Annotated in this window: 24 protein-coding genes and 1 other RNA gene; 12 read left to right on the forward strand and 13 right to left on the reverse strand. The window is 60.2% G+C overall.

Translation table 11 applies throughout. The annotated features are described in order from the left end of the window. Window position 1 precedes the first annotated feature (1 nt). The 4 genes from QMK54_RS29975 to QMK54_RS29990 are packed head-to-tail and all read right to left on the reverse strand — an operon-like array spanning window position 2 to window position 3,583. Window positions 2–487, reverse strand: a complete 486-nt coding sequence (locus QMK54_RS29975; protein ID WP_110661970.1) for a DUF4442 domain-containing protein — start codon at window positions 485–487, stop codon at window positions 2–4. Next, the gene (gene ubiH, locus QMK54_RS29980; RefSeq protein WP_223589443.1) at window positions 480–1,667 is read right to left on the reverse strand and encodes a 2-octaprenyl-6-methoxyphenyl hydroxylase; all 1,188 of its coding nucleotides are present in this window, start codon (window positions 1,665–1,667) and stop codon (window positions 480–482) included. The genes QMK54_RS29975 and ubiH overlap by 8 nt, the downstream gene beginning before the upstream one ends. Beyond that, window positions 1,664–2,998: a Xaa-Pro aminopeptidase gene (gene pepP / locus QMK54_RS29985; RefSeq protein ID WP_223589441.1), complete on the reverse strand. Its 1,335-nt coding sequence runs from the start codon at window positions 2,996–2,998 to the stop codon at window positions 1,664–1,666. The genes ubiH and pepP overlap by 4 nt, the downstream gene beginning before the upstream one ends. Before the next feature lie 27 nt (window positions 2,999–3,025). Next, window positions 3,026–3,583, reverse strand: coding sequence for a YecA family protein (locus QMK54_RS29990; RefSeq protein WP_320401780.1), 558 nt, complete (start codon window positions 3,581–3,583; stop codon window positions 3,026–3,028). Between the two features lie 190 nt (window positions 3,584–3,773). On the opposite strand from QMK54_RS29990, the gene QMK54_RS29995 reads away from it, so the two are divergent. From QMK54_RS29995 to QMK54_RS30010, 4 genes are all read left to right on the forward strand, one after another. Beyond that, complete coding sequence (locus QMK54_RS29995; RefSeq protein WP_007982902.1) at window positions 3,774–3,983, forward strand: TIGR02449 family protein; 210 nt, start codon at window positions 3,774–3,776, stop codon at window positions 3,981–3,983. Beyond that, window positions 3,980–4,297, forward strand: a complete 318-nt coding sequence (locus QMK54_RS30000) for a cell division protein ZapA (protein WP_008055229.1) — start codon at window positions 3,980–3,982, stop codon at window positions 4,295–4,297. The genes QMK54_RS29995 and QMK54_RS30000 overlap by 4 nt, the downstream gene beginning before the upstream one ends. A gap of 30 nt (window positions 4,298–4,327) precedes the next feature. Further along, window positions 4,328–4,506: non-coding RNA, 6S RNA (gene ssrS, locus QMK54_RS30005), on the forward strand. Window positions 4,507–4,608: 102 nt separating this feature from the next. Continuing rightward, window positions 4,609–5,214, forward strand: a complete 606-nt coding sequence (locus QMK54_RS30010) for a 5-formyltetrahydrofolate cyclo-ligase (protein WP_110662339.1) — start codon at window positions 4,609–4,611, stop codon at window positions 5,212–5,214. Between the two features lie 35 nt (window positions 5,215–5,249). Here QMK54_RS30010 and QMK54_RS30015 read toward each other — a convergent pair whose 3' ends face one another. After that, complete coding sequence (locus QMK54_RS30015; RefSeq protein ID WP_007982896.1) at window positions 5,250–5,405, reverse strand: hypothetical protein; 156 nt, start codon at window positions 5,403–5,405, stop codon at window positions 5,250–5,252. A gap of 195 nt (window positions 5,406–5,600) precedes the next feature. Here QMK54_RS30015 and QMK54_RS30020 point away from each other — a divergent pair, with 195 nt between their 5' ends. Next, complete coding sequence (locus QMK54_RS30020) at window positions 5,601–6,053, forward strand: EVE domain-containing protein (protein WP_110662340.1); 453 nt, start codon at window positions 5,601–5,603, stop codon at window positions 6,051–6,053. A 142-nt stretch (window positions 6,054–6,195) separates the two neighbouring features. Here the strand turns inward: QMK54_RS30020 and QMK54_RS30025 are convergent, their stop codons facing one another. Continuing rightward, the gene (locus tag QMK54_RS30025) at window positions 6,196–6,606 is read right to left on the reverse strand and encodes a flagellar basal body-associated protein FliL (RefSeq protein ID WP_103395874.1); all 411 of its coding nucleotides are present in this window, start codon (window positions 6,604–6,606) and stop codon (window positions 6,196–6,198) included. 150 nt (window positions 6,607–6,756) lie between these two features. Between QMK54_RS30025 and QMK54_RS30030 the strand changes: the two genes are divergently transcribed. Next, window positions 6,757–7,734 (forward strand): NADPH:quinone oxidoreductase family protein, encoded by a 978-nt coding sequence (locus QMK54_RS30030; RefSeq protein ID WP_320401781.1) that lies wholly within the window; start codon window positions 6,757–6,759, stop codon window positions 7,732–7,734. A gap of 51 nt (window positions 7,735–7,785) precedes the next feature. On the opposite strand, the gene QMK54_RS30035 is transcribed toward QMK54_RS30030, so the two are convergent. Further along, the gene (locus tag QMK54_RS30035) at window positions 7,786–8,400 is read right to left on the reverse strand and encodes an energy transducer TonB (protein ID WP_320401782.1); all 615 of its coding nucleotides are present in this window, start codon (window positions 8,398–8,400) and stop codon (window positions 7,786–7,788) included. A gap of 327 nt (window positions 8,401–8,727) precedes the next feature. Between QMK54_RS30035 and glpT the strand changes: the two genes are divergently transcribed. After that, complete coding sequence (gene glpT, locus QMK54_RS30040) at window positions 8,728–10,077, forward strand: glycerol-3-phosphate transporter (protein WP_110657840.1); 1,350 nt, start codon at window positions 8,728–8,730, stop codon at window positions 10,075–10,077. Here glpT and QMK54_RS30045 read toward each other — a convergent pair. The 6 genes from QMK54_RS30045 to QMK54_RS30070 form a co-directional block, all read right to left on the reverse strand. Then, window positions 10,053–10,721 carry a gamma-glutamylcyclotransferase gene (locus tag QMK54_RS30045; protein ID WP_007978886.1) on the reverse strand — a complete coding sequence of 223 codons (669 nt, stop codon included), beginning with the start codon at window positions 10,719–10,721 and terminating at the stop codon, window positions 10,053–10,055. The two genes, glpT and QMK54_RS30045, sit on opposite strands and share 25 nt — an antisense overlap. Before the next feature lie 304 nt (window positions 10,722–11,025). Further along, entirely contained in the window at window positions 11,026–11,994 is a 969-nt protein-coding gene (locus QMK54_RS30050; RefSeq protein WP_110657842.1) for a CDP-6-deoxy-delta-3,4-glucoseen reductase, read from the reverse strand. Continuing rightward, window positions 11,994–13,460, reverse strand: coding sequence for a 4-hydroxy-3-polyprenylbenzoate decarboxylase (gene ubiD, locus QMK54_RS30055; RefSeq protein ID WP_110657844.1), 1,467 nt, complete (start codon window positions 13,458–13,460; stop codon window positions 11,994–11,996). The genes QMK54_RS30050 and ubiD overlap by 1 nt, the downstream gene beginning before the upstream one ends. 140 nt (window positions 13,461–13,600) lie before the next feature. Then, on the reverse strand, window positions 13,601–14,860 hold the full coding sequence (rho, locus tag QMK54_RS30060; RefSeq protein ID WP_046039047.1) for a transcription termination factor Rho: 1,260 nt from the start codon (window positions 14,858–14,860) through the stop codon (window positions 13,601–13,603). Window positions 14,861–15,107: 247 nt separating this feature from the next. Continuing rightward, the gene (gene trxA, locus QMK54_RS30065; protein WP_003206727.1) at window positions 15,108–15,437 is read right to left on the reverse strand and encodes a thioredoxin TrxA; all 330 of its coding nucleotides are present in this window, start codon (window positions 15,435–15,437) and stop codon (window positions 15,108–15,110) included. A gap of 120 nt (window positions 15,438–15,557) precedes the next feature. Beyond that, window positions 15,558–16,265: a FadR/GntR family transcriptional regulator gene (locus QMK54_RS30070; RefSeq protein ID WP_110657867.1), complete on the reverse strand. Its 708-nt coding sequence runs from the start codon at window positions 16,263–16,265 to the stop codon at window positions 15,558–15,560. Window positions 16,266–16,521: 256 nt separating this feature from the next. Here QMK54_RS30070 and QMK54_RS30075 point away from each other — a divergent pair, with 256 nt between their 5' ends. The 5 genes from QMK54_RS30075 to ppx all read left to right on the forward strand — a co-directional run bounded on the left by QMK54_RS30075 (window position 16,522) and on the right by ppx (window position 21,104). Beyond that, window positions 16,522–17,307, forward strand: a complete 786-nt coding sequence (locus QMK54_RS30075; protein ID WP_320401783.1) for a transporter substrate-binding domain-containing protein — start codon at window positions 16,522–16,524, stop codon at window positions 17,305–17,307. Between the two features lie 22 nt (window positions 17,308–17,329). Then, entirely contained in the window at window positions 17,330–17,998 is a 669-nt protein-coding gene (locus QMK54_RS30080; RefSeq protein ID WP_007978873.1) for an amino acid ABC transporter permease, read from the forward strand. Next, window positions 17,995–18,645, forward strand: coding sequence for an amino acid ABC transporter permease (locus tag QMK54_RS30085; RefSeq protein WP_320401784.1), 651 nt, complete (start codon window positions 17,995–17,997; stop codon window positions 18,643–18,645). Before QMK54_RS30080 ends, QMK54_RS30085 begins: the two co-directional genes overlap by 4 nt. Then, window positions 18,632–19,369 carry an amino acid ABC transporter ATP-binding protein gene (locus QMK54_RS30090; protein ID WP_320401785.1) on the forward strand — a complete coding sequence of 246 codons (738 nt, stop codon included), beginning with the start codon at window positions 18,632–18,634 and terminating at the stop codon, window positions 19,367–19,369. Before QMK54_RS30085 ends, QMK54_RS30090 begins: the two co-directional genes overlap by 14 nt. A 232-nt stretch (window positions 19,370–19,601) precedes the next feature. Next, entirely contained in the window at window positions 19,602–21,104 is a 1,503-nt protein-coding gene (gene ppx / locus QMK54_RS30095; RefSeq protein ID WP_110657850.1) for an exopolyphosphatase, read from the forward strand. The last annotated feature ends 196 nt before the right edge of the window (window positions 21,105–21,300 follow it).

Genomic DNA, 21,300 nt, shown 5'->3' on the forward strand with positions numbered 1-21,300 from the left:
TTTAAGCCTGTCTCTCTTGCGGCTTGAGCCGCACGTAAAGGGTTTTCCCGACCCGCGCCACCAGGTGACCGGCGCCGTCATGAATGTCGACCTGCAATTGCGGCAGGTACTTTTCGCCATTCGCCGTCTGCCGGCGGATCTCGTCGAGCAAGGTGTCGTCGATGGTGAAGCGGGCGAATACCGGACCTTTGCCCGGCGCGATGAAATCGATGTCGGCGGCCTTGTCCCAGACGATGTACTTGCGCCCGAGGTTTTCCATCAGCATCAGCATGAAGAACGGATCGACCATCGAGTACAGGCTGCCACCGAACTGGGTGCCCACGTAGTTGCGGTTGTACCAGCCCAGCCCCATGGAGACCCGCACGTCGCGAAAATCATCGCTGATGTGCTGCACCCGCACGCCTGCACCGAAGTACGGCGGGTAAAAGCTCATGAAAAAGCGCATCAGGCGGGCCTTTCCGAATCGGCGGATCAACCAGTTACGCATCCGGTCGCGTCCCCAGCCCCATCGCCTGCCGGGCGAACCAGCGCTTGGCCGGTGGCAACAGGTCGAGACCGAGCAAGCCGATGTTGCGCCCCAGGGACACCAGCGGCTGGGTGCTGCCGAACAGGCGCGTGACCTGGTCGGAGAAGCCCACGGTGAGGTTCTGATCGAGACGCTGGCGTTCGCGGTAGGCCTGCAACGTGGCGAAATCGCCCAAGGCTTTTTCGCTGGCGAGCAAGGCATCGGCCAGGGCCTGGGCATCGCGCAGGGACAGGTTGAACCCCTGGCCGGCAATCGGATGCAGGCTGTGTGCCGCGTTGCCGAGCACCGCCAGATGCGGACGCACCTGTTCTTCGGCCTCGACCAGTGTCAGCGGATACAGATGCCGTGCCCCCACCTGTTTCAAGGTGCCGAGGCGATAACCGAACACACCCTGCAACTCGCTGAGGAAGCTGCGCTCATCCAGGGCCGCCAGGCGTTGCGCGTCCATGCCCAGGCGAGTCCAGACCAGCGCGCAGCGATTTTCCGGCAGCGGCAGCAACGCCATCGGGCCTTCGTCGGTGAACCGCTCGAAGGCCATGCCGTTGTGCGCTTCACTCGGGGTGATGTTGGCGATCAACGCGCTCTGGTTGTACGGACGCTTGCGAATGCCGATCCCCAGTTGCTCGCGCAGGCCGGAGCGGCCGCCATCGGCGAGCACCGCGAGGTCGCATTCCAGGATGGTTTCATCGTTGAGGGTCAGGCGATAGCCATCGGTCAGCGGCTCCATGCGGGTGACTTCCGCCGGGCAGCGCCAACTGATCACATCCTTGTCCAGGCCTTGCCACAGGCATTGGCCGAGCCAGGCGTTTTCAACGACATAACCCAGCGCCGGAACGCCCTCTTCCATCGCCGACAACCGAGCCGTCGAGAAACGCCCACGGTCGGACACATGAATCTGCTTGATCGGCTCGGCGCGGCGGGAGACTTCCTGCCAGACGCCCAACCGTTGATAAATCTGCCGCGAGCCGAAGGACAACGCCGAGGAACGCGCATCGTAACTCGGTTGATACGTATCCCCCGGTGCGAACGGCTCGATCAGCACGATCTTCCAGCCCCGGGCCTTGGCTCCGGCCTGCAAGGCCAGCGCCAGACTCGCACCGACCAGCCCGCCACCAATGATTGCCAGGTTGACTCGACTCATGCCGCTTGTGTCCGTGCAGCGGCCATCAGGGCCTCGATATCGGCGACGGTTTTCGGCACGCCGCCCGTCAATATTTCACAGCCGGTTTTGGTGACCACTACGTCGTCCTCGATGCGCACGCCAATGCCGCGCCATTTCTTCGCCACGTTCTGGTTGTCCGGGGCGATGTAAATTCCCGGCTCCACGGTCAGCGCCATGCCGACTTCCAGCACGCGCCACTCGCCGCCGACCTTGTACTCGCCGACGTCATGTACATCCATGCCCAGCCAGTGACCGGCGCGGTGCATGTAAAACGCTTTGTAGGCTTCGCTGGCGATCAGTTCGTCGACGTTGCCCTGGAGCAGCCCCAGCTTGACCAGCCCGGCCGTGATGACCCGGACTGTCGCTTCGTGCGCCTGATTCCAGTGTTTGTTCGGGGCGATTTCAGCAAAGGCGGCTTCCTGGGAAGCCAGCACCAATTGGTAAATCGCTTTCTGTTCCGCTGAATACTTGCCGCTGACCGGAAAGGTGCGGGTGATGTCGCTGGCGTAGCAGTCGATCTCACAACCGGCGTCGATCAGCACCAGATCACCGTCCTTGAGCAACGCGTCATTCTGCTGGTAATGCAGGATGCAACTGTTGCGCCCCGCCGCGACGATCGACCCGTAGGCCGGCATCTTCGCCCCGCCCTTGCGGAATTCGTAATCGAGCTCGGCTTCCAGGCTGAATTCGTGCAAGCCAGCGCGACAAGCCTGCATCGCCCGCACATGCGCCTGGGCGGAAATCCGCGCCGCCTCGCGCATCACTTTCACTTCTGCCGCCGATTTATACAGGCGCATGTCGTGCAGCAGATGATCCAGGGCAACGAACTCGTTCGGCGGCTGGGCACCGAGGTTGGCCTTGGAGCGGATCACGTTGATCCACTCCATCAGGTGGCGGTCGAATTCCGGGTTGCTGCCCATGGCCGAATACACCCGGTCACGGCCTTCGATCAAGCCCGGCAGGATGTCGTCGATATCGGTGATGGGAAAGGCGTCGTCGGCGCCGAAGTCGCGAATCGCGCCTTCTTGCCCGGCACGCAGGCCATCCCACAGCTCGCGCTCGGCGTTGCGTTCGCGGCAGAACAGAATGTATTCGCCATGCACCCGGCCCGGCATCAACACCAGCACGGCCTGGGGCTCGGGAAAACCGCTGAGGTACTGGAAGTCGCTGTCCTGGCGGTAAACGTGCTCGACGTCGCGGTTACGAATGGCCACCGCGGCGGCGGGCAGGATGGCGATGCTGTTGGGTTCCATCTGCGCCATCAGGGCCTTGCGGCGACGGCTGTATTCCGATTTCGGGATATGGATCATGGGCAGATGGCGTTCCCTGGCAAACGATTAGTGCAGCGACGGTTTGGCGGCAGCCGGCACGTCTTTTTTGGTCTCGGAGAACAGCAGCAGCGGAGCGACGCGCAGGTACTCCATGACTTCCATATAGTCGCTTTCGCCGTCTTCGGACTCTTCCAGGGCGTCTTGTACCTGGGAAATAGCCGCGAGGTCCTGCAACACTTCGGTGGCCTCGGTGCTGAGCATGCTGCTGTCACGGCAGTTCAAGCCGAAGCCGCTGAGGAAACCCTGGCACCACTGGCCCAGCGCGACGGCACGTTCGGTGAGCGGGGCATCGTCGGTAGGCAACAGCAGAACGACGGTCACGTCATCGCCGGTGAGTTCGCCTTTCACCATCGCTTGCAGGCCGATCAGGGCATTGCGAACGTTGTCCTGCGGCTCGCTTTCGAGCAATTCTGCAGCGTCGATCAGCCAGCCTTCGGCGTCGAAACCGGCACCGGCGCAGCTGCGGCCGAGCAACAGGCCGTGCAGTTCAGCAGGCGAGACGTTGTGACCGTTGGAAGTCAGCAGGGTGGCGAAACCTTGGTACGGGGAATTCTGAATGGTCATGGGCAGCTAGGCGCCAGACGGCGCTATGTCTAGAATGAAGGCCTTGTATCCTACATCGACTACCCCTGTAGGAGCGAGCTTGCTCGCGATGGTCGCCAACGATAACGCTGGGTACCTGACGCCCCGCGGCGCTCTCAGGTTCATCGCGAGCTCGCTCCTACAGTCCGCCACCCATCAGACAGTGAAGACAATGGAAGACACCGACCTGCAAGCGCTGATGGCCAGACTCGAGTTGCTGATTACTCGAGTCGAGCAACTTAAGAGTCAAAACGGACTCTTACTAGCTCAGGAAAAGACCTGGCGCGAGGAACGCGCGCACCTCATTGAAAAAAACGAAATCGCCCGGCGTAAGGTCGAATCGATGATTTCGCGCCTCAAGGCCCTGGAGCAAGACTCATGAGTTCAAGCAATAGCGTCACCGTGCAGATCCTCGACAAAGAGTATTCGATCATCTGCCCTCAGGAAGAGCGCAGCAATCTGGTCAGCGCCGCCCGTTATCTGGACGGCAAGATGCGCGAGATTCGCAGCAGCGGCAAAGTCATCGGCGCCGACCGTATCGCCGTGATGGCTGCGCTGAACATCACCCACGATCTGCTGCACAAGGAAGAACGCCCGGATATCCAGGCCAGCGGCTCGACCCGCGAACAGGTTCGCGACCTGCTCGATCGCGTCGATCTGGTGCTCGCCACCGATCCGGACGTCACCAAAGGCTGATTCGCGTCGTCGCTTGCGTTATACTGCCCTCACTCCCTGGGGTGTTTGCCAGTTGGCGATGTCCCTGAGCCGATTTGCTATACCCTGGAGGTTGCACGTTGGGCTGGTGTGCATGTCCGCTAGACGGAAAGCCTTAAAGCCTACTGCATCTTCCACCTTGAACTTTCGGGTTCAAGGGCTAAGTCGACAGCGACACATTCGGGGAGCCTGATTCCAGTCCAATGCCGGTTTTAATACCGGCATTGGCGTTTTTACTGCTCTGCTTTTTTACAGAGGCGCTTTACGTAACCGTATTGCCGAAGCCAAAATCCATGACCGAACCTGCGCTGCTCCCCCGCCCGCAACTTCGACGCATGCTGCGCAAGGCCCGCCGCGCCCTGACACCCAGTCAGCAGCGCCTGGCCGCTCGCGGGCTGTATAAGCAACTGGCCCAGCAACCGCTGTTCCGCCGCGCCAAACACATCTCGCTCTATCTGCCGACCGACGGTGAAATTGATCCGCGACTGTTGCTGCGTGCCGCACAGCGCCGGGGCAAGGCCACTTATCTACCGGTCCTGAGCGCCTGGCCGCGAACCAAAATGGTGTTCCAGCGCATCCGTCCCGGGGAAAAACTCAAACCCAATCGCTTCCGTATTCTCGAGCCACGGGCCAACCTCGCCCGGCAGCGCAAGATCTGGGCGCTGGACCTGGTGCTGTTGCCATTGGTGGGGTTTGACGATGTCGGCGGACGCCTGGGGATGGGCGGCGGCTTCTACGACCGGAGCCTGGCTTATCTGGCACGACGAAACGACTGGCGCAAGCCGACGCTGTTGGGGCTGGCCCATGAATGTCAGAAGGTTGAGCGATTGGCTCAGGCGAGCTGGGATGTGCCGCTGCAAGGAACGGTAACGGACAAGGCCTGGTATTACGCAGGCTAGGCGCCACTTCGATCAGTGGCGCCGAGGCAACAGGATCAGCGCTTGAAGGCGGTCGACTGTTGCTGCAATTGGGCAAGCTCGACCGGCGCATCGGTCTTGTTGGCCCACAGGCTCTGGGCGTAGCCAGTGGTCACGACGCCAAGGCCAAACAAAATGACCAAAATCCATAGTAAATCCGGTTTGCGTTTCATCGATTGCCCCCCAAAGGCATATCTACACGATGACAGCAGCGGTTTCCGTTTGTAGGCCGTGCAGCAGCGTCAAGCATTGAAGGCCGGCATTTTGCGGCAACGTGAACCGCTGCGCAAATGCTGACGTCAACCGACCGTCGGTTTGTCATAAAATTGTCGACAAGCTGCTCAAACACCTCGCAAGGAGCAACAGACATGGCCTATTGGCTGATGAAATCCGAGCCCGACGAACTCTCGATCAAAGGCCTGGAAAAGCTCGGAAAAGCGCGCTGGGATGGGGTTCGCAACTATCAGGCACGCAATTTCCTGCGGGCCATGGCGGTGGGGGACGAGTTCTTTTTCTATCATTCCAGCTGTCCCGAGCCGGGAATTGCCGGAATCGGCAAAATTGTCGAAGCCGCGTATCCGGACCCGACAGCACTGGAGCCGGAAAGTCATTACTACGATCCCAAGGCCACCACGGACAAAAATGCCTGGAGTGCGATCGACGTCGCCCATGTCGAGACGTTTGCCCGGGTGCTGAAGCTGGATTATCTGAAGCAGCAGACGGCACTGGCCGAGATGCCGTTGGTGCAGAAAGGTTCGCGGCTTTCGGTGATGCCGGTGACGCCGGAGCAGTGGGCGGCGGTGGTTGCTTTAAAGCCTTGAGTCATTTGTTGCCTGTACCGGCCTTTTCGCGAGCAAGCCCGCTCCCACAGTGGATTGGTGTTGGAACAGGATCATAAGTCCACCACGCAACCCTGTGGGAGCGGGCTTGCTCGCGAAGAGGCCCGTCAGGACAGCGAAAGTCTTATTGGATGATCAGGTTGTTGAACAACAGATCCTCAACCACCGGCTTGCCGGTTTCGTCGTTCATTACCTGCTGGGTCTGCTTCAGGGCTTCCTGACGCAGCTTTTCCTTGGCCTCGACGTTGTTCATCGTCTCGGTGGTCTGCTGGGCGAACAGCGCGACCAATTGATTGCGGATCAAAGGTTCATTGGCCTTTACCGCCTTGGTCGCCTCGTCACCGGTCACCCGCAAGGCCACATCCGCCTTGTAAACCTTGAGCTTGGGCGTGCCATCCAGCCCGTAGTTACCCACGAACGGCGGACTCAAGGTGATGTAGTTGACCTTTGGCGCAGCTTCACCTTCTTTGGCTTCTTCGGCCACCGCTGCCACAGGCAGAGACAGGGCCAGCAACAACATGATCCACGCTTTCACAATTCGCTCCTTATCCGGTTTGCGGCCTAGCATAACGACCCGCCACGCCAGCACAAGCTTATGGCTGACTATCAGGGCCAGGCATGCTCGTTGACCCATCAACTCACACACCTACACTTATCGGCCATCACTCCCAAAGGAATAGCCCTGATGAAAGCCGTGCTGTGCAAAGCCTTCGGCCCTGCCGAATCGCTGGTGCTGGAAGAGGTCGCCAGCCCTGTCGCGAAGAAAAATGAAATCCTGCTGGACGTGCACGCCGCCGGGGTCAACTTCCCCGACACGCTGATCATCGAGGGCAAGTACCAGTTCAAGCCGCCCTTCCCGTTCTCTCCGGGTGGCGAAGCCTCAGGCGTGGTCGGCGCCGTGGGTGAAAAGGTCAGCCACCTGAAAGTCGGTGACCGGGTCATGGCCCTGACCGGTTGGGGCAGTTTTGCCGAACAGGTCGCCGTGCCGGGCTACAACGTGTTGCCGATCCCGCCGTCCATGGATTTCAACACCGCCGCCGCCTTCAGCATGACCTACGGCACCTCGATGCATGCCCTCAAGCAGCGCGGCAACCTGCAACCGGGCGAAACCCTGCTGGTGCTGGGTGCTTCCGGCGGCGTCGGCCTGGCCGCGGTTGAAATCGGCAAGGCCATGCGCGCCCGGGTGATCGCCGCTGCCAGCAGCGCGGAGAAACTCGCCGTCGCCAAGGCCGCCGGTGCCGATGAGCTGATCAACTACAGCGAAACCAGCCTCAAGGACGAAATCAAACGCCTGACTGACGGCCAGGGCGCCGACGTGATCTACGACCCGGTCGGCGGCGACCTGTTCGACCAGGCCATCCGCGCCATCGCCTGGAACGGCCGCCTGCTGGTGGTCGGCTTCGCCAGCGGGCGCATCCCCGAATTGCCAGTGAACCTGGCGCTGCTCAAAGGCGCGGCGGTGCTCGGCGTGTTCTGGGGCTCCTTCGCCCAGCGCCAGCCGCAAGACAATGCGGCGAACTTCCAGCAGCTGTTTGGCTGGTTTGCCGAAGGCAAGTTGAAGCCACTGGTGTCGCAGGTGTATCCGCTGGGCAACGCAGCGCAGGCCATCAATGACCTTGGCCAGCGTAAAGCAGTCGGAAAAGTGGTGGTGCAGGTTCGCTGAAGCTCTATCTGCAAAAAAAGCGCGGCCAACTAGCCGCGCTCTTTTTTGCCGTCAAAGCAACACCTGTATCTCCTTCGGCAAAAAATGCACGTAGCGGCTCGCCGGATGCACATTACAGCGCTGCACGATCGAATGAGCGCTGGCATTGAGCTTGGCAATCAGCGCCAAACGTTTCTCCTCCGGCAATTGAGTCGGTGAAAGCGAGTGGGTCAGGTAACCGCGGGTCCAGCTGAAAACCGGCAGGTCCACCCATGAGGAAGTGGCAATGCTCAACGATGCCCGTGCGATGGCACTGCATTTGAGCCGCTTCAACTCCTTGTTGACGTGGAAAGGATGTTCGCTGTCCAGCCTGAAATTCATGGGCGCGATCACGATGACTTGCGCAGGCTGATCCTCGGTAATCTTCCATGGTTTGAACCGCCACTGGTTGACGGCTGCCAGTGAAGCCTCACCGAGTTCGGGATGCGCATCTTCCAAAATCTCGGCGTTGCTGACTGAACCATTGGCCTTAACGGTCAGGCTGACACGCACCATGCCGACAACACCGGCGCGGTAAAGCGCCACTGGATAAACCGGCTTGGGATTATTCTCGGGTATCAGGAATACTTCCCCGGCCCTGACATCCGCAGAAACCAGCAATAAGAGCCCACACAACCACCACCGCATCTCCCTCTCCCTTCGCCTGCAACGCCAGACCTGGCAACAGCACAAAGGTTACGGGGCGATGTCGTCCGGCATAACGTCATGGCTTCCGCTTTGAACGAAGGACCTTTCCCAAAAACCTGCCCTGTTTTCAGCACATCAAAGTCCTCAATACGAAAACAGGTAACGCTTCCTACAACGCCCCTCACTTACACCTGAGCGACATGTTCATAAAGGAACACTCGATATCCAACATTTCCGCTGTTTTGCCGATGAGAACCGGTGCTATTTTCGGTAACGAAACTGTAACATTCGTATCCGCAGTCAAAACAAGAAATTTGGAGCTCTTGAATGTTTGCTTTCTTTCGTCCTGCCGCACATCAGGCTCCATTGCCTGAAGAAAAAATAGACAGCACCTACCGACGCCTGCGCTGGCAGATTTTCGCCGGCATCTTCATTGGCTATGCCGGTTACTACCTGCTGCGCAAGAACTTCTCCCTGGCCATGCCGTACCTGATCGACGAAGGTTACTCCCGTGGCCAGCTGGGCCTGGCGATGTCCGCTATCGCGATTGCCTACGGCTTGTCGAAGTTTCTGATGGGCCTGGTGTCCGACCGTTCCAACCCGCGCTTCTTCCTGCCGTTCGGCCTGCTGGTGTCGGCCGGGGTGATGTTCGTATTCGGTTTCGCGCCTTGGGCGACGTCCAGCGTGACCATGATGTTCATTCTGCTGTTCATCAACGGCTGGGCGCAGGGCATGGGTTGGCCGCCGAGCGGCCGGACCATGGTGCACTGGTGGTCGCAGAAGGAACGAGGCGGCGTGGTGTCCGTGTGGAACGTGGCGCACAACGTCGGTGGCGGCCTGATCGGCCCGTTGTTCCTGATCGGCATGGGCCTGTTCAATGACTGGCACGCCGCGTTCTACGTGCCGGCAGCCGTGGCGCTGGCGGTAGCGGTGTTTGCCTTTGTGACCATGCGCGACACCCCGCAATCAGTTGGCCTGCCGCCGATCGAGCAGTACAAGAACGACTACCCGGAAGGCTACGACGCCAGCCACGAAGAGGAATTCAGCGCCAAGGAAATCTTCGTCAAATACGTGCTGCGCAACAAAATGCTCTGGTATATCGCCATGGCCAACGTCTTTGTCTATCTGCTGCGCTATGGCGTGCTCGACTGGGCGCCGACCTACCTCAAGGAGGCCAAGGGTTTCACCGTGGATAAAACCTCGTGGGCGTACTTTTTCTACGAGTGGGCTGGTATCCCGGGCACGCTGCTGTGCGGCTGGATGTCGGACAAGATCTTCCGTGGCAACCGTGGCCTGACCGGCATGGTGTTCATGGCACTGGTGACGGTCGCGACGCTGGTTTACTGGCTCAACCCGGCCGGCAATCCGATGGTCGACATGATCGCGCTGCTTTCCATTGGCTTCCTGATCTACGGCCCGGTGATGCTGATCGGCCTGCAGGCACTGGAACTGGCACCGAAGAAAGCGGCCGGTACGGCGGCAGGCTTCACCGGCCTGTTCGGTTACCTGGGCGGTTCGGTCGCGGCCAGTGCAGCGATGGGCTACACCGTGGACCATTTCGGTTGGGACGGCGGCTTCGTGCTGCTGGTCGGCGCTTGCCTGCTGGCGATGGCCTTCCTGGCCCCGACGCTACGGCACAAACAAGTCGCCAGTCAGGGCCGCGAAGCACTCGCTTGATCGGCCTTTGATTTACAGCGCTTGAGCCGCGCCTCCAGATTCCGGTCTGGCATGGCGTGGCTGCGCAGGGCGTGCGCGGTCTGCTCGACATAATCGCGAGTGGTGCCGTAGCGCCCGCAAGCGTTTTCGAATACATGGCTCAGCACATGGTCCGGCAAGTTGCCGGCATAGCTGGGCAGATGTCGCTCCAGAACGAATCCCAATGCCTGAACCTGGCTGCCATCTTCGAGACGGCAGTTGAGCCAGTGCGGGCGGTAGGAAGGGAAAGGCATCTCGCGCTGCCAAAGTGCGTACAACGAGGCCTCGAGTTGCTCTTCGGGCAGGCGATAGGCGAAACCGCTGCAAGAGCCGCCGCGATCAAGGCCAAACACCAGGCCGGGCATCTCCGGCGTACCACGATGTTCGTGGGACCACAGGTACAACCCGCGATGGTAGCCATGCACCCGGCCGCGAACCCGCTCAACCGCCGTGCATTCAGGGCGCCAGATCAGCGAACCATAGGCAAACAACCATACCGGTCCACCCTTGTGGCGGGCCATGGTCGACTGCATCGAGCTGAGTAATTGTTCGTGAGTGAGCTGCGGCCCCAGATCGAGCCGCGGAGGGTAAGCCAGATTCAAAAAAGCAGATTCGATGGCGCTCATGGCGAATAGCGTTCAGCTCCCCGCGGGTGAAGAATTACTTAATAGAACGCACCGCTGTAACAATAAGGCACATAAGTTTTAAGGCAATTTAAATGCCATGGCATCGTTCTTAAGTAATCGCCTGACAGGGATATAACCTACCGAAATTTATAAAAGTTTATAAATACCGATAGGCTATATAGGGGGTTATAACCTGTAGGAGCGAGCCTGCTCGCGATGGTCGTTAACGATGACGCGGGGAGTCTGGCTGCCCGCGGCGTTCATGAGTCCATCGCGAGCAGGCTCGCTCCTACAGGGGCTCGCATCAGGATCTAGGCGCATACGCAAATACATCGGCGCGCATCTGATGGGCATCCATCCCAGCTTCAACCAGCGCATCCAGCGTGCCGTAGACCATGGCCGGAGAGCCGCTGGCATATACGTGCAGCGGCTTGAGATCAGGAAAATCTTCGCAGACCGCTTCATGCAACATGCCGCATCGCCCTTCCCAACTGCATTGATCGCTGACGACCTTGTGCAAGAACAGATTGGGCAGCTTCAGCCATTCGTCCCAATGTTCGACTTGATAAAAGTCTTCTGGACGACGCACGCCCCAATACAGATGCACCGGATGCTTGAAACCCGAGGCCCGGCAATGTTCGATCAGACCGTGGACCTGGCCCATGCCGGTACCGGCGGCGATCAATACGAGAGGACCGTCCGGCAACTCCTCCAGGTGGGTGTCGCCAAACGGCAACTCGACCCGCACCATGCTGTTGCGCTGGAGTTGTTCGATCAGGCTCAGCGCACTGGATTCGCGCGCCAGTACGTGGATTTCCAGGTCGCGCCCCGCGTGGGGTGCCGAGGCCAGGGAGAAAGCGGACTTTTCGCCGTTCTCGCGTTCGATCATCAGGTACTGACCGGCGTGGTAGCGCGGCGGTTTGCCGGCCGGGGCCCGCAGTCGCACGCGCCAGGTGTCGCCGCCCACGTCCTTGCACTCAATGACCTGACACGACACGTTACGCACCGGCAGTTCTCCCAGCGCGAGCACGCCATCCCACAGCACGATGCAGTCTTCCAGCGGCTCCGCTATGCAAGTGTAGAACTCGCCATGATCACGCACATCGCCGGTCTGCTCGACCCGCCCTTCCACCAGCAGCGCCGCGCACACGTGGCAATTGCCGTTGCGGCAACTTTGCGGGCACTCGTAGCCCAGTCGTCGCGCGCCATCGAGAATCCGCTCGCCGGGCAATATCTCAAGCACTGCTCCGGAGGGCTGCAAGGTTACACGCATCAATCTATTCCTAACTGATTCCAGATGGCATCGATCCGCTGGGTCACGGCATCGTCCTTGACGATGACGCGGCCCCACTCGCGGGTAGTTTCGCCCGGCCATTTATGCGTGGCATCGAGGCCCATTTTCGACCCCAGGCCGGACACCGGCGAAGCGAAGTCCAGGTAGTCGATCGGCGTGTTGTCGATCATCACCGTGTCGCGCTTGGGGTCCATGCGCGTGGTGATGGCCCAGATCACGTCATTCCAGTCCCGGGCGTTGATATCGTCGTCGGTGACGATAACGAACTTGGTGTACATGAACTGTCGCAAAAACGACCAGACACCCAGCATTACCCGCTTGGCGTGGCCCGGATACGACTTTTTCATGGTCACGATGGCCATGCGGTACGAGCAACCTTCGGGCGGCAGATAGAAATCGGTGATCTCCGGGAACTGCTTCTGCAGGATCGGCACGAACACTTCATTCAACGCCACGCCGAGTATCGCTGGCTCATCCGGTGGACGGCCGGTGTAGGTGCTGTGATAGATCGGCTTGATCCGGTGGGTGATGCGCTCGACGGTGAACACCGGGAAGCTGTCGACTTCGTTGTAGTAACCGGTGTGGTCACCGTACGGACCTTCATCGGCCATCTCGCCCGGGTGGATCACGCCTTCGAGGATGATTTCGGCGGTGGCTGGCACTTGCAGGTCGTTGCCGCGGCACTTCACCAGCTCAGTGCGGTTACCGCGCAACAGGCCTGCGAAGGCGTATTCGGAAAGGCTATCGGGCACCGGCGTCACGGCGCCGAGAATGGTCGCAGGGTCAGCGCCCAGCGCGACGGCAACAGGGAACGGTTGGCCCGGATGCTTTTCGCACCACTCGCGATAATCCAGCGCACCGCCACGGTGACTCAGCCAGCGCATGATGACTTTATTGCGGCCAATCACCTGCTGACGGTAGATACCGAGGTTCTGTCGATCCTTGTTCGGTCCCTTGGTGACGGTCAGGCCCCAGGTGATCAGCGGCGCAACGTCGCCTGGCCAGCAGGTCTGTACTGGTAGCGTCGAGAGGTCGACGTCGTCGCCTTCGATGACCACTTCCTGGCAGATCGCGTCTTTGACCACCTTGGGTGCCATCGAGATGATCTTGCGGAAGATCGGCAGCTTGGACCAGGCGTCCTTCAGGCCTTTCGGCGGCTCGGGTTCCTTGAGGAACGCCAGCAGCTTGCCGATTTCGCGCAGTTCGCTGACCGCCTCGGCGCCCATGCCCAGCGCCACCCGCTCGGGGGTACCGAACAGGTTGCCGAGCACCGGGATGTCATAGCCGGTGGGCTTTTCGAAAAGCAGGGCCGGGCCCTTGGCGCGCAAGGTACGGTCGCAGACCTCGGTCATTTCGAGTACTGGGGACACCGGAACCTGGATGCGCTTGAGTTCACCGCGCTGTTCCAGGCCGCTGATAAAGTCGCGCAAGTCGCGATACTGCATGCGTAAGCCTCGTGTTGGCCGTGGCGTTCGGGGCAGGCAGTTTAGCGCCGAACCCTCCGGTTCAGAACCATGAACTGCCGCCTGAGCAAAATTCAGATAACAAAAAGCCGGGTTTCCCCGGCTTTTTGTGCCTGCTCGACTTACTTGCGTTTCATCGACAGGAAGAACTCATCGTTGGTCTTGGTCGTTTTCAGCTTGTCGACCAGGAACTCGATGGCAGCGACTTCATCCATAGGATGCAGCAGCTTGCGCAGAATCCACATGCGCTGCAGCTCGTCGTCGGCAGTCAGCAACTCTTCGCGGCGGGTGCCGGAACGGTTGATGTTGATGGCCGGGAACACGCGCTTTTCAGCGATGCGACGATCCAGAGGCAGCTCCATGTTGCCGGTGCCTTTGAATTCCTCGTAGATCACTTCGTCCATCTTCGAACCGGTTTCAACCAGTGCGGTGGCGATGATGGTCAGCGAGCCGCCTTCTTCGATGTTCCGCGCGGCGCCGAAGAAACGCTTCGGTTTCTCCAGGGCGTGGGCATCGACACCACCGGTGAGCACTTTGCCGGAGCTCGGGATCACGGTGTTGTAGGCACGGGCCAGACGGGTGATGGAGTCGAGCAGGATCACCACGTCCTTCTTGTGCTCGACCAGGCGCTTGGCCTTCTCGATCACCATTTCGGCAACCTGCACGTGGCGGGTTGGTGGCTCGTCGAACGTCGAGGCAACCACTTCGCCGCGCACGGTGCGCTGCATTTCGGTTACTTCTTCCGGACGTTCGTCGATCAGCAGCACGATCAGATGAACTTCCGGGTTGTTACGCGCGATGTTCGCGGCAATGTTCTGCAGCATGATCGTCTTGCCCGCTTTCGGCGGTGCAACGATCAGACCGCGCTGGCCTTTGCCGATCGGGGCGCACAGGTCGATGACTCGACCGGTCAAGTCTTCGGTGGAACCGTTACCGGCTTCCATCTTCATGCGCACGGTCGGGAACAGCGGGGTCAGGTTCTCGAAGAGAATCTTGTTTTTCGCGTTTTCCGGACGGTCGTAGTTGATCGTGTCGACCTTGAGCAGCGCGAAATAACGCTCGCCTTCCTTCGGAGGGCGGATCTTGCCAACGATGGTGTCACCGGTGCGCAAGTTGAAACGGCGGATCTGGCTCGGCGAGACGTAGATATCGTCTGGGCCGGCGAGATAGGAAGCGTCAGCGGAGCGCAGGAAGCCGAAGCCGTCCTGGAGAATCTCCAGCACGCCATCACCGGAGATTTCCTCACCGCTTTTCGCGTGCTTCTTGAGCAGGGAGAAAATCACGTCCTGCTTGCGCGAACGGGCCATATTTTCTATGCCCATCTGTTCGGCCAATTCGAGCAGTTCGGTAATCGGCTTTTGCTTGAGTTCAGTCAGATTCATATAGGAATGACGTAATCATTTATGGAGGGGGGAAATTAAGCTTTTGGCTTAATGAGGCCGCGCCGCTGAGAAGGCGACAGGATCGCGTACTTATTCGAAAAGGAGTGCGTCGGCGACGGCTAGCAGGGGGCAATGGAGAAACCAGTGCGGGGCCGAATGTACCACCTGAGTTTGGGAGCGTCTAGCCCTGAATACGCAAAAAGCCCCGCTATTTGCGGGGCTTTTTCATGACACTTTGCAGCGACGCTTAGATGTTGGCGTCGAGGAAAGCAGCCAGTTGCGACTTCGACAGTGCGCCGACCTTGGTCGCTTCAACGTTGCCGTTCTTGAACAGCATCAGAGTCGGGATACCGCGCACGCCATGCTTGGCCGGGGTTTCCTGGTTCTCGTCGATGTTCAGCTTGGCAACGGTCAGCTTGCCTTTGTAAGTCTCGGCAATTTCGTCCAGAACCGGAGCGATCATTTTGCAAGGGCCGCACCATTCAGCCCAGTAGTCGACCAGGACAGCGCCTTCGGCCTTGAGTACGTCGGCTTCGAAGCTAGCGTCGCTAACGTGTTTGATAAGATCGCTGCTCATGGAATTCTCCAGGTTGTAAGCAAAAAAACGTGGCCCATCATAGCTGCCCTTCCCTCGTTCAGGAAGGTGCAGATGATTGAGTCTCGCTATGGTGATTCATGAGTTTGGGTATAGCTCAGGTCATGCAGTGGCGGGAGCGATGAACGCAATTCCGGTACGCAAAGCGGCATTGCGTACGTGCTCTTGCATGGCTTTTTGCGCGGCGCCAGACGCTCGGCGAGCCAGCGCACGAAGGATCTTGCGGTGTTCCTGCCAGGTTTCCATGGCCCGCTCGGCCCGGATGAACGGTAGCTTCTGGCTCTCCAGGAAGATGTCGGCGCTGGCAGTCAGGATACTCAGCATTGCCTGATTGCCGCTGGCCAGCAGGATGCGCCGGTGGAATTCAAAGTCCAGGCGCGCCGCTGCCTCGAAGTCGCCGGACTTCAGTTCGCTGCGCATGGCGGCGACATTGTCTTCCAGTACATCGAGCTCGTCGGTACTCAAGGTTACCGCCGCCAACCCGGCCGCAAAGCCCTCCAGCGCATAACGCAACTGGAAGATATCCAGCGGCGAAGCCTGCGCCGCGAACGGCCAGCCCGGCGCTGCCTCGCCTCGCGGCAGCTCCACCGGCGCCTGCACGAACACACCTTTACCCGGCTGGATGCTGATGACGCCCAGCGCACTCAGGGACGACAAGGCCTCCCGTAAAGAAGCCCGGCTTACGCCCAGTTGCAGCGCCAGGTCCCGTTGCGAAGGCAAGGCATCCCCTGGCCCGAAGCCCTGCTCGGTAATCAGTTTGCGAATGGCTTGCAGCGCCACCTCGGGTACCGCGCGGGAGATCGAGTTCATGGTTTTCCAGACGAACCAGGCCAATGTGCGCTCAGTTGTAAAGCTATTCGCGACGCCCGGCAAGTCGTGCCCCATGGGGGTTCGGTGATTTTCACGGCTGCGCCATCGGGGTGCGAAACGCAACCTTACTGTTCAGACCAGTAAGACCGTGCAACGCCAGCAAAACCGCACTCTGGCACCCTCAAACAGCCATGTTGGCATGGCCCATGCTCTGTCGATCCGCAGAAATCACTTCTTGCCGATCCGGAGATTTGCCATGACCCAGCGTTACAGCGCCCTCCTCGCAGCCCTGTTTGCCAGCCTGATGCTGAGCCAGGCACCCGCCCACGCCGACGGTCTGGAGGATGTGGTCAAGCGCGGCGTGCTCAAGGTTGCCGTGCCCCAGGACTTCCCGCCCTTCGGCTCGGTCGGGCCGGACATGAAGCCCCGTGGCCTCGACATCGACACCGCGAAACTGCTGGCGGACCAGCTCAAGGTCAAACTCGAACTGACCCCGGTCAACAGCACCAATCGCATCCCGTTCCTGACCACCGGCAAGGTCGACCTGGTGATTTCCAGCCTCGGCAAGAACCCGGAGCGTGAGAAGGTCATCGACTTCTCCCGCGCCTACGCGCCGTTCTATCTCGCCGTGTTCGGTCCGCCAGATACCGACATCAAGACCCTGGACGACCTCAAGGGCAAGACCATCAGCGTCACCCGCGGCGCCATCGAAGACATCGAGCTGACCAAGGTTGCCCCCGAAGGCGTGACCATCAAACGCTTCGAAGACAACAACTCGACCATCGCCGCGTACCTGGCCGGGCAAGTCGACCTGATCGCCAGCGGCAACGTGGTGATGGTCGCGATCAGCGAAAAGAGCCCGAAACGCGTGCCGGCGCTGAAAGTGAAGCTCAAGGATTCGCCGGTCTACGTCGGTGTGAACAAGAACGAGCCGGCGCTGCTGGATAAGGTCAACCAGATCCTCGTGACCGCCAGGACTGACGGCGCACTGGAAAAGAACGCCCTGACCTGGCTGAAAGAACCGCTGCCGGCCGATCTCTGATTCGGCGCGCTGGAGACGTTTTATGGCATATCAGTTCGATTTCCTGCCGGTGGTGAACAACACCGATCTGTTACTGCGCGGTGCGTTGTTCACCCTTGAGCTGACCGCCATCGGCGCTGTGCTCGGCGTGGGGCTGGGCATCGTCGGGGCGTTGGTGCGGGCGTGGAACATCCGGCCTTTCGCGGGGATTTTCGCGGTCTACGTCGAGTTGATCCGCAACACGCCATTCCTGGTGCAGTTGTTTTTCATCTTCTTCGGCTTGCCATCACTGGGCGTGCAGATCTCCGAATGGCAGGCAGCGGTGCTGGCGATGGTCATCAACCTCGGCGCCTATTCGACCGAGATCATCCGCGCCGGCATCCAGGCGATCCCCCGGGGTCAGCTGGAAGCCGCGGCGGCACTGGCGATGACACGTTTCGAAGCGTTCCGCCATGTAGTGTTGCTACCGGCACTGGGTAAAGTCTGGCCGGCCCTGAGCAGCCAGATCATCATCGTCATGCTCGGCTCGGCGGTGTGCTCGCAGATTGCTACGGAGGAGCTGAGCTTCGCCGCCAACTTCATTCAGTCGCGCAACTTCCGCGCTTTTGAAACCTACGCGCTGACCACGCTGCTCTACCTGTGCATGGCACTGCTGATCCGGCAATTGCTGAACTGGATCGGCCAGCGGTTCATCGCAAGGAGCAGCCGATGAGCGACTTCACCTTCTGGGACATCGTGCGCAACCTGCTCACCGGCCTGCAATGGACGCTGGCGCTGTCGCTGGTGGCGTTCATTGGCGGCGGGCTGATCGGCTTGCTGATCATGGTCATGCGCATCTCGAAAAAATCCCTGCCGCGCAGTTTCGCCCGCACGTACATCGAGCTATTCCAGGGCACGCCGTTGTTGATGCAGCTGTTTCTGGTGTTTTTCGGTGTAGCACTGGCAGGACTGGAGATTTCGCCGTGGATGGCGGCGGCGATCGCGCTGACGTTGTTCACCAGCGCCTACCTGGCGGAGATCTGGCGCGGTTGCGTCGAATCGATCCCGAACGACCAATGGGAGGCTTCATCGAGCCTGGCGCTGAACCCGCTGGAGCAACTGCGCTACGTCATCCTGCCGCAGGCCCTGCGCATCGCCGTGGCGCCGACCGTGGGTTTCTCGGTGCAAGTGGTCAAAGGCACCGCCGTTACCTCGATCATCGGCTTCACCGAGCTGACCAAGACCGGCGGCATGCTCGCCAACGCCACCTTCGAACCCTTCATGGTCTACGGCCTCGTCGCCCTCGGCTACTTCCTGCTCTGCTACCCCTTGTCGCTCAGTGCGCGCTACCTGGAAAGGAGACTGCATGCCTCTGCTTAGAATTTCCGCCCTGCATAAATACTACGGCGACCATCATGTGCTCAAAGGCATCGACCTGTGCATCGAGGAAGGCCAGGTGGTGGCGATCATCGGCCGCAGTGGCTCGGGCAAATCGACCTTGCTGCGCACCCTCAATGGCCTGGAGTCGATCAACGACGGCGTGATCGAAGTCGACGGCGAATACCTCGACGCCGCCCGCGCCGATCTGCGCAGCCTGCGGCAAAAAGTCGGCATGGTGTTCCAGCAGTTCAACCTGTTCCCGCACCTGACCGTGGGGGAGAACGTGATGCTGGCGCCACAGGTGGTGCAGAAAGTGCCCAAGGCCAAGGCAGCAGAGTTGGCGCGGGAGATGCTGGAACGGGTTGGCCTGGGGGAAAAATTCGATGCCTTCCCGGATCGGTTGTCCGGCGGGCAGCAACAGCGGGTGGCGATTGCCCGTGCCCTGGCGATGTCACCGAAAGTGTTGCTGTGCGACGAAATCACCTCGGCGCTGGACCCGGAACTGGTCAACGAAGTGTTGAGCGTGGTCCGGCAACTGGCCAGGGAAGGCATGACGCTGATCATGGTCACCCACGAAATGCGCTTCGCCCGGGAGGTTGGGGATAAGTTGGTGTTCATGCATCAGGGCAAGGTGCATGAGGTTGGGGACCCAAAAGTACTGTTCGCCAATCCGCAGACGGCGGAGCTGGCGAATTTCATCGGGACGGTCGAGGCGGGAAATTGAGTCATTGTGGCGAGGGGGTTTACCCCCGTTGGGCTACGAAGTAGCCCTGAAACCTTTCCACCGAGTATCAATGACACACCGCGCTGAATGGCTTTGGGGCCGCTTCGCGGCCCAACGGAGGTAAACCCCCTCGCCACAGGAGCTGTATTGGATCAATGCATTGAACACTGCGCGTTGGCGGCAGCCTTTGATCGTGGCACGATGTCGAGGTTATCGACCGAGACCCCCGACCATGCCGCAATCCCAAGCCAAGAATCTGTCCCTGATCGCCGCAATCGACCTGGGCTCCAACAGCTTTCACATGGTCGTGGCCAAGGCCCAGAACGGCGAGATCCGTATTCTCGAGCGCCTCGGGGAGAAGGTTCAGCTGGCCGCTGGCATCGACGAAGATCGCCACCTCAACGAAGAATCGATGCAGCGCGGCCTCGACTGCCTCAAGCGCTTCGCCCAACTGATCAACGGTATGCCCGCCGGTGCCGTTCGCATCGTCGGCACCAACGCCTTGCGTGAAGCCCGCAACCGCGCCGAATTCATCCGTCGCGCCGAAAAAATTCTCGGCCACCCGGTGGAAGTCATTTCCGGTCGTGAAGAAGCACGCCTGATCTACCTCGGCGTGTCCCACACCCTCGCCGACACCCCGGGCAAGCGCCTGGTGGCTGATATCGGCGGCGGCAGCACCGAATTCATCATTGGCCAGCGCTTCGAACCGCTGTTGCGCGAAAGCCTGCAGATGGGTTGCGTCAGCTACACCCAGCGCTATTTCAAGGACGGCAAGATCACCCCGGCCCGTTATGCCCAGGCTTACACCGCGGCGCGACTGGAGATCATGAGCATCGAGCACGCCCTGCACCGCCTGACCTGGGATGAAGCCATCGGCTCCTCGGGCACCATCCGCGCCATAGGTCTGGCACTGAAGGCTGGCGGCCACGGCACCGGCGAGGTCAACGCCGAAGGCCTGGCCTGGCTCAAGCGCAAACTGATCAAGCTGGGCGACGTCGAGAAAATCGATTTCGAAGGGATCAAGCCGGATCGCCGGGCGATTTTCCCGGCGGGCCTGGCGATCCTCGAAGCGATCTTCGACTCCCTCGAACTGCAACGCATGGATCACTGCGAAGGCGCCCTGCGTGAAGGCGTGCTCTATGACCTGCTGGGCCGCCATCATCACGAGGACGTGCGCGAGCGCACCCTCACTTCGCTGATGGAGCGCTACCACGTCGATCAGGAACAGGCGGTTCGGGTCGAGCGCAAGGCGTTGCATGCGTTCGACCAGGTGGCCAAAGACTGGGATCTGGAGGACGGCGTCTGGCGCGAACTGCTCGGCTGGGCGGCCAAGGTCCATGAAGTGGGCCTGGACATCGCTCACTACCAGTACCACAAGCATGGCGCCTACCTGATCGAGCACTCCGACCTCGCCGGGTTCTCCCGGGAAGACCAGTTGATGCTCGCGCTACTGGTGCGCGGCCACCGACGCAACATCCCCAAGGACAAGTTCGCCGATTTCGGCGATGACGGCACCAAGCTGATTCGCCTGTGCGTGCTGCTGCGCTTTGCGATCCTGTTCCACCACATCCGTGGCACCCAGCAAATGCCCCAGGTGGAACTGAACGCCAATGGCAACAGCCTGGAAGTGGTGTTCCCGGAGAACTGGCTGGACGAAAACCAACTGACCCAGGCCGACTTTGAAATCGAAGCGCAATGGCTGACACGGGTCGACATCGTGTTGACCGCTCGCTGAAACAGGCTCGTTGAAAACGAAATGGCGATCCATACGGATCGCCATTTTCCCCTCCAGTTACATTGATCCTCTCGCAAGCTGTTTCGGAATCAAAACCATCTCCCGAACAGCAAATATCGATGAAATCCCGCCAAACATGTACTAACCACTAAGGTGGCTGCCAGCGTTCGAGGTAAAGGATGCAGGCCTATTCGGG

Source organism: Pseudomonas sp. P5_109, from assembly GCF_034009455.1.
Lineage (GTDB): Bacteria > Pseudomonadota > Gammaproteobacteria > Pseudomonadales > Pseudomonadaceae > Aquipseudomonas.

What these genes read in the sequence shown, in the direction of transcription:
- QMK54_RS29975 (WP_110661970.1), bottom strand. Translation starts at nt 487, where the DNA reads ATGCGTAACTGGTTGATCCGCCGATTCGGAAAGGCCCGCCTGATGCGC.
- QMK54_RS30030 (WP_320401781.1), top strand. Translation starts at nt 6,757, where the DNA reads ATGAAAGCCGTGCTGTGCAAAGCCTTCGGCCCTGCCGAATCGCTGGTG.
- QMK54_RS30085 (WP_320401784.1), top strand. Translation starts at nt 17,995, where the DNA reads ATGAGCGACTTCACCTTCTGGGACATCGTGCGCAACCTGCTCACCGGC.
- trxA (WP_003206727.1), bottom strand. Translation starts at nt 15,437, where the DNA reads ATGAGCAGCGATCTTATCAAACACGTTAGCGACGCTAGCTTCGAAGCC.
- QMK54_RS30020 (WP_110662340.1), top strand. Translation starts at nt 5,601, where the DNA reads ATGGCCTATTGGCTGATGAAATCCGAGCCCGACGAACTCTCGATCAAA.
- QMK54_RS30000 (WP_008055229.1), top strand. Translation starts at nt 3,980, where the DNA reads ATGAGTTCAAGCAATAGCGTCACCGTGCAGATCCTCGACAAAGAGTAT.
- QMK54_RS30075 (WP_320401783.1), top strand. Translation starts at nt 16,522, where the DNA reads ATGACCCAGCGTTACAGCGCCCTCCTCGCAGCCCTGTTTGCCAGCCTG.
- QMK54_RS29995 (WP_007982902.1), top strand. Translation starts at nt 3,774, where the DNA reads ATGGAAGACACCGACCTGCAAGCGCTGATGGCCAGACTCGAGTTGCTG.
- ubiH (WP_223589443.1), bottom strand. Translation starts at nt 1,667, where the DNA reads ATGAGTCGAGTCAACCTGGCAATCATTGGTGGCGGGCTGGTCGGTGCG.
- QMK54_RS30080 (WP_007978873.1), top strand. Translation starts at nt 17,330, where the DNA reads ATGGCATATCAGTTCGATTTCCTGCCGGTGGTGAACAACACCGATCTG.
- QMK54_RS30045 (WP_007978886.1), bottom strand. Translation starts at nt 10,721, where the DNA reads ATGAGCGCCATCGAATCTGCTTTTTTGAATCTGGCTTACCCTCCGCGG.
- pepP (WP_223589441.1), bottom strand. Translation starts at nt 2,998, where the DNA reads ATGATCCATATCCCGAAATCGGAATACAGCCGTCGCCGCAAGGCCCTG.
- glpT (WP_110657840.1), top strand. Translation starts at nt 8,728, where the DNA reads ATGTTTGCTTTCTTTCGTCCTGCCGCACATCAGGCTCCATTGCCTGAA.
- QMK54_RS29990 (WP_320401780.1), bottom strand. Translation starts at nt 3,583, where the DNA reads ATGACCATTCAGAATTCCCCGTACCAAGGTTTCGCCACCCTGCTGACT.
- QMK54_RS30070 (WP_110657867.1), bottom strand. Translation starts at nt 16,265, where the DNA reads ATGAACTCGATCTCCCGCGCGGTACCCGAGGTGGCGCTGCAAGCCATT.
- ppx (WP_110657850.1), top strand. Translation starts at nt 19,602, where the DNA reads ATGCCGCAATCCCAAGCCAAGAATCTGTCCCTGATCGCCGCAATCGAC.
- QMK54_RS30035 (WP_320401782.1), bottom strand. Translation starts at nt 8,400, where the DNA reads ATGCGGTGGTGGTTGTGTGGGCTCTTATTGCTGGTTTCTGCGGATGTC.
- QMK54_RS30090 (WP_320401785.1), top strand. Translation starts at nt 18,632, where the DNA reads ATGCCTCTGCTTAGAATTTCCGCCCTGCATAAATACTACGGCGACCAT.
- QMK54_RS30015 (WP_007982896.1), bottom strand. Translation starts at nt 5,405, where the DNA reads ATGAAACGCAAACCGGATTTACTATGGATTTTGGTCATTTTGTTTGGC.
- QMK54_RS30050 (WP_110657842.1), bottom strand. Translation starts at nt 11,994, where the DNA reads ATGCGTGTAACCTTGCAGCCCTCCGGAGCAGTGCTTGAGATATTGCCC.
- ubiD (WP_110657844.1), bottom strand. Translation starts at nt 13,460, where the DNA reads ATGCAGTATCGCGACTTGCGCGACTTTATCAGCGGCCTGGAACAGCGC.
- QMK54_RS30010 (WP_110662339.1), top strand. Translation starts at nt 4,609, where the DNA reads ATGACCGAACCTGCGCTGCTCCCCCGCCCGCAACTTCGACGCATGCTG.
- rho (WP_046039047.1), bottom strand. Translation starts at nt 14,860, where the DNA reads ATGAATCTGACTGAACTCAAGCAAAAGCCGATTACCGAACTGCTCGAA.